Genomic DNA, 11,016 nt, shown 5'->3' on the forward strand with positions numbered 1-11,016 from the left:
GCGGGCCTGGATTGCGCGGGCGGCGGCGTCGGCCGCCCCAACGCCCCCGTCAGCACCCGTTCGCCCTCGATCGCCGTGTGGTCGCGCCGCATCGCCGCCGACCGCTGGAGCCGCCCGACGGACGTGCGCATCTCGCACTGTCTGATCCATGGTTCGGTACGGGTCTGGGGCATGGGGGCGGACGGAAGCTACGACGACCTGCGCGCCTCTTCCCGCACCGCTGACCATACCGCCGCCGCCCAGGCCGCCGCGCCCAGCCATATCACTCTGGAAGACGTGATCATCCGAGGGACAGGATCGATCCCGCTCTACGTGGGCCCCGGCGTCACGGGGCTCAGCCTGACACGATCCACGCTCGAGGGCCGCAGCGTCGCCACCGCCCTCTACCTGGACGCCGAAAGCGCGAACAACCGGATCGAGGGTAATCTGTTCCGCACCCGCACCGAGCGCGAGATGATCGCCGTGGACGGATCGGCGCGAAACCGCATTGTCGGCAACCGCTTCGAATTGGGCGGGCGGCCGGGCATCTTCCTCTATCGCAACTGCGGCGAGCGCGGCGTCATCCGACATCAAACGCCATCGTACAACGTCATCACCGACAACGCCTTCACCGGCGCCGCCCGCTGGCGGCCACGCCTGGTCGTTCAGAACGCCCGACAGGGCCGCCGCGCCTACTGTAGCGCCGACAAGGGCTACCCCTGGGGCAGCAGCGCCAATGACCACGACGGCGCATCACAGAACGTTGTTAGTTATAATTCCGGAAAATGAGCGTAAATTTTGCCAAGAATTCCGAATATGCTTCATTGAAGGGTAATATTTTCTGCTCTGTGCCTTTATTGACGCAATTCTGACTTGCTTGAGGCAAGCCTCGCCGTAATGTCGCCATCGCAGGCCACACGGTCCTGCATGTGCCGCGAGCCGTCGGCTCAGCCCTCATCGTAAGGGGGCGAGCGACGGCTTGTTTTGTTCAGGAGAGGGTCTCTTTTGAAAAAGAGAATTGTTCGCGAGTCCTTGCTCGCATCGACCATCATCGGGGGTGCCGCCCTCAGCTTCATGGCCGCCGCTCCGGCGTTCGCCCAGTCGGCCGAAGAAGAAGTTTCAGAAGTCAGCGCCATCGTCGTCACCGGCTCGCGCATCCGCCAGCCGGGCTATGAAGCGTCCAGCCCCATCACGTCGCTGAGCTCCGAATCCATCGCGATGTCGCAGCCGGTGGCCGTGGAAGAGCTGATCAAAGACCTGCCGGCCGCCGTGCCGGCCGTCGGTTCGGCCACCAACAACGGCTCGGGCGGCGGCGCGACCATCAACCTGCGCGGCCTGGGCACCAACCGCACCCTGGTCCTGATCAACGGCCGCCGCGTGGTGCCGTTCAACCTGGAAGGCGTGGTCGACACCAACACCATCCCGCTGGCCCTGGTCGAGCGCGTCGACACGGTCACGGGCGGCGCCTCTGCCGTGTACGGCGCTGACGCCGTCGCCGGCGTGGTCAACTTCATCCTGAAGAACAATTTCGAAGGCGTTGAGATCAACTCCTCCTACGGCTTCTCGGGCGAAGACGACGCCGTTCGTCGCAAGTTCGACGTCACCATCGGCGGCAACTTCGCCGACGATCGCGGCAACGCCGTCGTCAGCTTCGGCTACACCAAGACCGATCCGCTGTATCAGGTGCGCCGTCCCTGGGGTGAAGTCGCCCTCTCTTCGACGTCCGGCAAGCCGCTGGGCTCGGGCACCTCGGTCCCCGGCCGCTTCGACCTGACCCCGGTCAGGGGCGGCGTCGCCCTGCCGTCGGGCGCCGAACTGGACCCCACCACGGGCGCCCTGATCGGTTCGGACCACCCGAACTACAACTCCGCCGGTTATAACTACAACCCGTACAACCTGTATCAGACGCCGCTGAGCCGCTACCAGATCAACGGCCTGGGCAGCTTCAAGATCAACTCGGCCGCTGAAGTCTACAGCCACCTGACGTACGTCCAGAGCGACGTCTCGCTGGACAACGCTTCGAGCGGCACCTTCGGCAACACCTACAAGGTGCCGATCGGCAACCCGTTCATTCCGGACGCCATGCGCCAGCAATTCTGCGGCGCCCTGCTGATCGACCCGGCCAAGTGCGTCGCGGGCGCGGCCGGCGACACCATGATGGACCTGACCATCAACCGCCGCTTCACCGAGATGGGCACCCGTCCGGTCGATATCGAGAACAAGACGGTCCAGCTGCTGGCCGGCGTTCGCGGCGACATCAACGCCGACTGGAACTACGACGCCTACGTCTCGCACGGTGAAACCGAGCAGTTGCTGACGCGCCGCAACTGGGGTTCGCTGTCCAAGCTGCGTAACGCGCTGAACACCGTCTCGGCTACCGAGTGCCTGGTGCCCGGCTCATCGAGCCCGGTCGCGGGCTGCGTGCCGATCAACGTCTTCGGTCCCGAAGGCACGATCACCCAGGAAATGATCGACTACATCAACCTGTCGTCGATGAGCAAAACCACGATCAAGCAGGACGTGGCCTCGGGCTCGATCTCGGGCATCCTGCCTGAGCAGTTCAGCAGCCCCTGGAGCGATCGCCAGATCGCCGTCGCCTTCGGCGCGGAATGGCGCCGGTCCAGCGCCGAGACCCGCGGCGATGCGGCCTCGCAAGCCAACGGCGAAATTCTGGGCACCGGCGCGCCGGTTCCGGATCGCAACGGTCAGTTCGAACTGCGTGAAGCCTTCGCCGAACTGGCGGTGCCGCTGATCGAGAACATGCCGTTCATCCACAGCCTGAACCTGGAAGCCGGCTATCGCCAGACCGAGTTCAAGGCCGGCGGTTCGAAGACCAACTACGGCAGCTACAAGTTCGGCGGCGACTGGTCGCCGATCGAGGACGTTCGCGTCCGCGCCATGTATCAGCGCGCCACCCGCGCCCCGAACATCGGCGAGCTGTTCAACCCGCAGGTCACCGGCCTGGGCAACATGGCGATCGATCCGTGCCAGTTGAACCTCATCAACAGCGCCGACGCCAACACCGCCGGCACGCTGAGCAACCTGTGCCGTCTGACCGGCGTGCCCGAAGGCGCGATCGGCTACGTGGCCAAGCCCAACTCGGGTCAGGTCAACCAGCAGACCGGCGGCAACCCGAACCTGGGTCCGGAAGAGGCTGACACCTGGACCATCGGCGCCGTCTGGCAACCGGCCTTCGTGCCGAGCCTGCGCCTGAGCCTCGACTACTATGACATCAAGATCGACAAGACGATCAACAGCCCCAGCCTGGCTGATGTCATGAACGGTTGCTACGACAAGGCTCTGAACCCGACGCTGGCGTTCAACGACAGCTGTAAGGCGATCCAGCGCAGCGCCGCCAACGGCTCGCTGAACGGCGTCGACGCCAAGGGCGTCATCCGCCCGTCGACCAACGCCGGCAACGAGCGCGTCTCGGGCTTCGACGTCGCCGCCAACTACCGCGTCGAACTGGCCGACTTCGGCTGGGGCGACATCGGTCGCGTCGACCTGAGCGTCAACGGCAGCATCCTCACCAAGCACGAAACCCAGTCCACCCCGGCCTCCGTGCTGCGTGACTGCGTCGACTACTACTCGGTGTCGTGCGGCGAGCCCAAGGTCAAGCAACGCTGGAACAGCCGCGCCACCTGGACGATGGGCGACTACTCGGCCTCGCTGAGCTGGCGTCACCTGTCCGGCGTTGAAGTCGAGCCGAGCAGCACCAAGTGGTTCCCGGACTACGCCCAGATCGACAGCTACGACTACTTCGACCTGAGCGGCCGCTGGGACATCACCCAGACGGTGCGTCTGACGGCGACGATCAACAACCTGTTCGACAAGGCGCCGCCGATCGTCGGCTCGCAGATCGGCACCACGTCGGCCAACAACGGGAACACCTTCCCGCAGACCTACGATGCAATCGGCCGCTACTTCACCTTCGGCGCCACGCTGAAGTTCTGATAGCGTTCAACGCATAAGAAGAGAGGCGGAAGACCCCGGTCTTCCGCCTCTTTTTTGTTTGTGGATCAGCCTGCTTCCGAAAGCCGGATCAGGCCGGGCGGCCCGTCGCCAGGGCGCCGTACAGGTCCGTCCGGCGATCGCGGAAGAAGCCCCAGGCCGCGCGGTGGCGATCCAGGAAGTCCAGATCGAAGGTGTGGAGCAGGAGGCCCTCCTCCCGATCCAGGCTCTCGACCAGGTCGCCGCGATGGTCAGCGATGAAGGAGTGGCCGTAGAAGGTCTGGCCCGCCTCGGTCACCTGCTCGTGGCCGATGCGGTTGGCGCCGACGACCGGCACGACGTTGGACACGGCGTGCCCCTGCATGGCCCGGCGCCACGGGGCGGCGGTGTCCAGGGAGTCGTCATGCGGCTCGGTGCCGATGGCGGTCGGGTACAGCAGCACCTCAGCGCCCTGCAGCATCATCGCCCGCGCCGTTTCCGGGTACCACTGGTCCCAGCAGATGCCGACGCCGATGCGGCCGAAGCGCGTGTCCCAGACCTTGAAGCCCGTGTCGCCGGGGCGGAAATAGTACTTCTCCTGATAGCCGGGACCGTCCGGGATGTGGCTCTTGCGATAGACGCCCATCAGTTCGCCGTCGGCGTCGATCATCACCAGGCTGTTGAAGTAGTGCGGCCCCTCGCGCTCGAAGATCGAGACGGGCAGGACCACGCCCAGTTCCCTCGCCACGGGCTGAAGCTGGGTGACGGCCGGATGCTCGCGCCACGGATAAGCGGCGCCGAACCACTTCTCTTCCTGCGAGACGCAGAAATACGGCCCCTGGAACAACTCCGGCGCCAGGATGACCTGGGCGCCCTTGACCGCAGCCTCACGGATGAAACCGATGGTCTTGTCGATGTTCGCCTGCATGTCCTCGCCGTAGGCGGTCTGGATGGCGGCGACGGTGATCTGACGGGTCATCAGGCGGGCTCCTGCTGGCTGATGCAGTGGAACGAGCCGCCGCCCGACAGGATGGCGGTCGACGGCAGGGGGATGATCTCGCGACCGGGGAAGACTGTGGCCAGCGCCTCGCAGGCCAGGCGGGCGGCCATGTCGTTGCCATAGGTCGGCACCACGACGGCGCCGTCCGCGATCAGGAAGTTCATGTGGCTGGCCGGGACCGGACGCTCGTCCTCATCCAGGATCATGCCCGGCGAAGGAATGCGCAGCACCCGGATCGGGCGGCCGGCGGCGTCGGTCATGGCCGCCAAGGCCTGGGCCGTCTCGTCATAGACCTCGGCGTTGGGATCCTTGGGGCCGAAGCCGATCGGACAGGCCACCACGCCCGGCGCGACGAAGCGGGCCAGGTTGTCGACGTGGCCGTCGGTGTGGTCGTTCAGCAGGCCGTCGCCCAGCCACAGCACCTTCTTGGCGCCCAGAGCCTGCGCGAGGGCGGCCTCGGCCGTTTCCTCGGTCCAGCCGGTGTTGCGGTTGCGGTTCAGCACGCACTGGCGCGTGGTCAGCACCGTGCCCTCGCCATCGTGATCGACAGCGCCGCCTTCCAGAATGAAGTCGTGTCGGGTCAGGGCGACGCCCGTCTGCTCGCCGATCTGATCGGCGACCTCGTCGTCGTGCGGCAGGTCGTATTTGCCGCCCCAGCCGTTGAAGACGAAGGCCTGGGCCGAGGTCGAGCCTGCGCCGAAGATCGGCCCGGTGTCGCGCAGCCAAATGTCGCCGAAACGCCCGGCCACCACGGTGACGCCCGCCACATCGGCGAAACGCGCCTGGGCGTCGGCCAGAGCCTCGTCATTACCGACCATCAGCTTGACCTGCTCACGACCCGGCCCGGCCAGGGCGCGCACCAGGGCCTCGACCTCGGCCTGCGCCGGTTCGAGGTTGTCCTCCCACAGATCGGCGTGGCTGGGCCAGCCGACCCACATCGCGCGATGCGGCGTCCACTCAGCGGGAACAAGCAGAGTCATGGGCGAAGTCATGGGGCGAAAACGTCCACATAAAAGGGATGAAGCACGAAGGGGGCGAAATAGGCCCTGACGGCTTTGGGTTCAATGGCGACGGCGCGTTCCCCTATTGAAGCGGCCCAACGTCCTCAAGCAGCGCGACCGCGCGTTAGGACGACCTTCAGAACGAGAAAGGGCGGCCCGTCGCCGGACCGCCCTTCCCGTCTCAGACTGTCGTTCGCTTAGAACTTGTAGCGAACGCCCAGCTTCACTTGCCAGACCGACTGGTTGTTGAAGCTGTTGCCGGTCCAGTCGCGATACTGGGAGTAGTTGAACTGGTCACCCACAACGCTGCCCGTCACCCCGCGCGAGAAGTACGGGAAGCCGACTTGCTGGATCACGCCCCACTCGTCGTTCAGCAGATTGCCGAGGTTCTCGATGTCCATATAGGCCTCGAGACGCGCGCCGTTCGGGAAGAAGGCGGGCAGTTCCTGAGCGATGCGCAGGTCGAACTTGGTGACGTCCGGCGACTTCGAGCTGTTACGCGGTGCGGCACCGCCCGCATACTTCATCAGGCCCGAGCTTTGCAGGTAGTTGTTGAAACCTGCGAAGTCGAAGTTCGTCGCATAGGTGACGCGCGGGTCGCTGGTGGCGGTGACCATGCCCGAGGAGTCCGGGGTCGGCACATACAGCAGCATACGGCCGCGACGGGCGTACTCGTTGGCTTCGCCGTTGACAGTGCCGTTCTGCGCGTTGGTGATCGTGTGGCTGTAAGGCAGACCCGAACGACGCTCGCCGAACAGAGCGAAGCTGGTCCGGTAGTCGCCGAAGAAGGCGCGACGGTAGCTCAAGCTCAGCTTGGTCGAGTGCTCGATTTCATAGTTCGAGGTCGCGACGCCAGGCGCATTGGGGTCAAAGACCGCAACCTGGCCGTAGTTCGACCCGGCCACCGAGGACGTGCCCGGATGGACGTCATTCGCGTCGACATAGGTATAGGAAAGGTCAAAGCCCAAGCCCTGAGCCCAGCCTTCACGCCAATCCTTGCTGACGCCGACCGTGAACTGATCCGTATCGCCGCCCTTGAAGTTGGTCAGCATCAAAACGACCTGGTTGGCGTTCGGACCGGTGTAGATCGGGCGACCGTCCGGGCCCACGCCCGTCTGGCGCTTCGCCATGTTCAGGTCCACCCAACCCACGCCATTCTCGACTTTCGAGTGGACGTATTCAGCGCGGACATTCCAGTCCTCGCCCATATTCCAGCGCGTCAGGTCGAAGTATTTGGCGCCGCCCAGCGAGAACTTCCAGATAGAAGGCAGCTGGAACGTAGGATCGACAACGTTGATCGTACCCGTACCCTGCTGCGCCGATTCAGTAACGCGGTCCTTGGCGATCTGAGCCGGGTCGAAGCCGTCGACGTTCTGCAGAGCCGCCATTTCCGCAGCCGAGCATACAGGAACGCTGTTCTGAACATTGTTGCTGGTGTAGCCGGCGGCGCGGCACTGGAACTGACCGATCAGGTTGCCCGGGTTGGAGAAGTTGTTCGACACCCACACGTTCGGCGAACCGCCCATGAACAGGCCGAAACCGCCGTAGATGTTGAAGGTGTCATCCACGCGATAGTTGAAGCCGAAGCGCGGCTGCAACAGGCTGATACCGTCCAGGTTATGAGTGTTCTTGAAGCCGTAGCGGGTTTCAAACGCCGCATTCTCCAGCGGCTTGTCTTCCATTTCATACCAGTCGAAACGGAAGCCGGCGCGCAGGGTCAGGCGGTCAGTAAGCTCGAACTCATCCTGAGCAAACAGCGAGTTGGTCGTGTATTTGAACGCTGCGCCACCGTCGATTTTATTGTTCGAGGCCGCGTTTTGATAGTTGATGTACGAAGCTACACCGTTGCGGAAAGCATCAACCGAGGCGAATTCATACTCAGCGTTCGCCGCTTGCACGAAGACGTTGTAGATCTCCAGATCTTCACGCTCATAACCAAACGTCAGACGGTGGCCGTCGCGCTGGTACTTACCAACCAAGCGATACTGGTTCAGGTCGTTGGTCAGAGAGTTGGCGTGGCGCGAACGCTCCGGACCCAGGAAGATCGACGGCCGCACCGAACCTTGCGAGGGCAGGAACACGCGCATGGCCGCAAAGTCTGAACCGCCGAGGTTCGACGAAATGTTCTCCGTCTCCTTGCGCGAGAAGGACAGTTCGGTCGAGAAGCTGTCGCTCCAGTCCGAGAACAACTGCGCCTTATAGGCGGTCAAGTTGGTCTGGAAGTTGTAGCCCTGAGACAGCAGGCCCACCGACTGGTTGTTGCCGCTGGTCGACGTTCCGCTCAAGCTGAGGGTCGACCCTTCCGTCTGCTGGTAGGAGACGACGGCGCGGTGGCGGTCATTGATGTTCCAGTCCAGCTTCGCGAAATATTTCTCGTCGAAGACGGTCATCTCATCGGCACGCCAGTTCAGCGGATCATATCCGTAAACCGTTTCCGTGATTTGACGGACGGTGTCGACATCCGCCTGGCTGACGCTGGGCACTTCATTGGTAGCGCCCGAGCCAGCCGGGCCGCTCAGCACGGGGCGGACCGCTTCAAACTTTTCATAGTTCAACAGGAAGAACAGACGGTCCTGAAGGATCGGACCCGACAAGGTCGCACCCCAGGTCTTTTCCTTGAACTCGCCCGTTACCTGGCGGTTCTCTCGTTTGCCGGTCGTCATGTCCTCATAGGAGAACGAGTCGCCTTGCAAGCTGTCGTTCGTCTCTTCGTAGAAGAGCTCACCGTGGAACTGATTGCCGCCGGACTTCGTCACGGAGTTGATGACACCGCCCTGGAAGGCGCCGTACTGCACGTCATACGGAGCGACGTCGACTTGCACCGACTCCAGCACCGACACGGAAATCGGCGAGTTCACAGTCGGGTAGCCGTTGCCGGCCAGACCGAAGTCGTCGCCCTGACGGATGCCATCGACCAGGAAGGCGTTAGTGCGGCTGTTCTGACCGCCAAGGATCAAGGCGTCACTGTTGGTCGGATCGACCGACGCGAACGGCGAGGTGCGAGCGAAATCCTTGATGTCGCGGCTGATCGACGGAAGGGTTTCAATGTCCTCGGCGCCGACGCGGGTGCGCGGGCCAGTGATCAGGCCGCCGCTGCGAACACCGCGAACAACCACGTCGGCGACAGTGGTCGCCCCGTCCGAAGCCGAAGACGTCGCCGTCAGGTTCAACGCGGACGGCGAGCCGATGCTGACCGTGGGAACCTGGCCCGAAACTTCGCCCTGCGCCGTCAGCGCTGTAACGACATAAGGACCGCCGACGCGCAGGTTGCGCGCCACATAGCCGCCGTCGGCGCCGGTCACGATGGTGCTGCTGGTGCCCGAGGGAACGTGGGTGACGACGACCGTGGCGTTCGCCATCGGCGTGCCGGCAGCGTCCGTAATCACGCCCCGGATACCGCCCGTGGTTTCCTGGGCGAAGGCGGCGCTGGAGGTCGCCAACAGGATGGCTGCGGCGGAAACCCCATAGGCGAGGTTGCGGTTCAACATTGGTGCTGTGATCCCTTTACGACGCCAAATTGCCAGAACGACGATCAGCGCGGTCATTGATGAGGCGGCTTTAGGCCCCCCGTCCGACGCTCGGGCGACAGCTAGATGACAGAATGATGACAGCGATCCGGGGTGGCTTGGGCGCCACACCGTAAAATGGGCCTTTCAGAGGCCTAAATGAGCCGTGTCGCCAGGGCGTCGGCCACCCGACCGGCCGTCGCCGCCATGACACGCGGCTCATGGTAATTGCCGTTGATCTGGGTGCGATTGATCACATAGGCGCGGAAGGCGGCGAACAGCTTGCGTTCGGCGGGGCGCGGCGCCTGCCAGAAGGCGTCCAACGGCTGCTGATCCGTCAGTCCCTCGAAATCGAAGAAGGCCTGGCCCAACACCTTAACCGGCGTACCGAAGCCCAAGGCCGACAAGGCGGCGCTGGAATTGTTGACCACCATGCCCTCGGAGGCGCGGCACAGTTGAGCCAGGTTGCCGCCGTCGATGAAATCGACGCGGCCTTTCAGCCCACGCGCCTCAGCCATCCGGCGCGTCTCGCGGGCGAGATTGACGATGCCCGGGTCGAGAGGATGGTTCTTGATGACCAGACGGCTGTGCGCCGGCGCGCCGACGGCGAAACTGTCCATAACCCGCGCCAGGAAAGACAGATTGTCGTGAATGTCGGAATAGCGCAGCAACTGGGCGTCGCCGTCGCGCTGCAGGCAGGCGATGAAGAATGGCCCCTTGGTCCGAAGGCGGTCAGCGTTGCTGGCCCCTTGCGGCCGCACGCCCAGCCCCAGATAGCGACGGACATGACCCAGGCATTGCCGCCAGGGCGACGCTGAGTAGTGATGACGAAAACGCGGGAACAGCAGCCATCCCAGCGGCTGCACCGCATGGTAAAAGCTGATGTTGATAACGTGGTGCGGCAGGATCTTGCCGACAGGACGCGACACCGGCAGCTCCGGCGGCGGCGGCGGATAGCCTGCCGCTGAGCGCGGCAAGGCGCTGGAGCCGTTCACCCCATTACGCTCCAGCGTGATCCAGTCAGGTCGGAAATAACCGTTCTCGAGAACCCAGACGCGCGCCTTCAACTGGCTCGCCTGATTAAGGACGCCCTGATTATAGGGTCCGCCTTCCCCGAACACGATGATGTCGGTGAATTCTGCCGCGATCGTCGCCAGCCGTTCCGGCCAGCGCTCCGCTCTTTCACGAAAAGGCAGACCGCCCGAACGGCCCCAGTTTGAGACATCACCGGCATTGAACAGCATGCGCCGCGCCTCGCCCCCGCGCGCCTCGATGGCATGCGCCAGCACGCGCCCGAAACGGCCGAAAGGCGCGGACACGATGAGGAAGCGACGGCCGGTCAGATCAACTGCAGTGTGAAGACCTGCGTCTGTCTGGTCAGGATCAAAGGGCGCGAGCAAACGCTGATATCTTTCGAAAGCAGACCCTATTAATAGCCGAGCCGGATTCTTGGCAAGGCGAAACGGGAGCCGGTCTGTAACATAAGCTCTTGAATCAAGGCCGCCGAACCCAAATCGAGTTCGGCGGCCTGATCAATCAATCGTCCAAGGATTAGGGGGCCGATCATGACCGGCCCCCCTGAGCCTTAGAAGTTGATGTC

General features: G+C 63.9%; 6 protein-coding genes. 2 read left to right on the forward strand and 4 right to left on the reverse strand.

The annotated features are described in order from the left end of the window. Both RT567_RS08620 and RT567_RS08625 read left to right on the forward strand, forming a co-directional pair. A partial coding sequence (locus tag RT567_RS08620) for a right-handed parallel beta-helix repeat-containing protein (RefSeq protein ID WP_313575776.1) occupies positions 1 to 768 on the forward strand: 768 nt, incomplete at its 5' end. A 243-nt stretch (positions 769 to 1,011) separates the two neighbouring features. Next, a complete protein-coding gene (locus RT567_RS08625; protein ID WP_313575778.1) occupies positions 1,012 to 3,933 on the forward strand; it encodes a TonB-dependent receptor domain-containing protein in 2,922 nt (973 codons plus the stop codon). Positions 3,934 to 4,021: 88 nt separating this feature from the next. On the opposite strand, the gene aguB is transcribed toward RT567_RS08625, so the two are convergent. The 4 genes from aguB to RT567_RS08645 form a co-directional block, all read right to left on the reverse strand. Next, positions 4,022 to 4,888, reverse strand: a complete 867-nt coding sequence (aguB, locus tag RT567_RS08630; protein ID WP_313575780.1) for an N-carbamoylputrescine amidase — start codon at positions 4,886 to 4,888, stop codon at positions 4,022 to 4,024. After that, positions 4,888 to 5,889 carry an agmatine deiminase family protein gene (locus RT567_RS08635; protein WP_313575782.1) on the reverse strand — a complete coding sequence of 334 codons (1,002 nt, stop codon included), beginning with the start codon at positions 5,887 to 5,889 and terminating at the stop codon, positions 4,888 to 4,890. The genes aguB and RT567_RS08635 overlap by 1 nt, the downstream gene beginning before the upstream one ends. Positions 5,890 to 6,107: 218 nt before the next feature. Further along, positions 6,108 to 9,398 (reverse strand): TonB-dependent receptor, encoded by a 3,291-nt coding sequence (locus RT567_RS08640; RefSeq protein WP_313575784.1) that lies wholly within the window; start codon positions 9,396 to 9,398, stop codon positions 6,108 to 6,110. A 173-nt stretch (positions 9,399 to 9,571) separates the two neighbouring features. Continuing rightward, a complete protein-coding gene (locus tag RT567_RS08645; protein WP_313575785.1) occupies positions 9,572 to 10,660 on the reverse strand; it encodes a capsular biosynthesis protein in 1,089 nt (362 codons plus the stop codon). Positions 10,661 to 11,016: the final 356 nt, after the last annotated feature.

Origin of the sequence: Brevundimonas sp., assembly GCF_032107865.1 — a bacterium.
Classification (GTDB): domain Bacteria; phylum Pseudomonadota; class Alphaproteobacteria; order Caulobacterales; family Caulobacteraceae; genus Brevundimonas.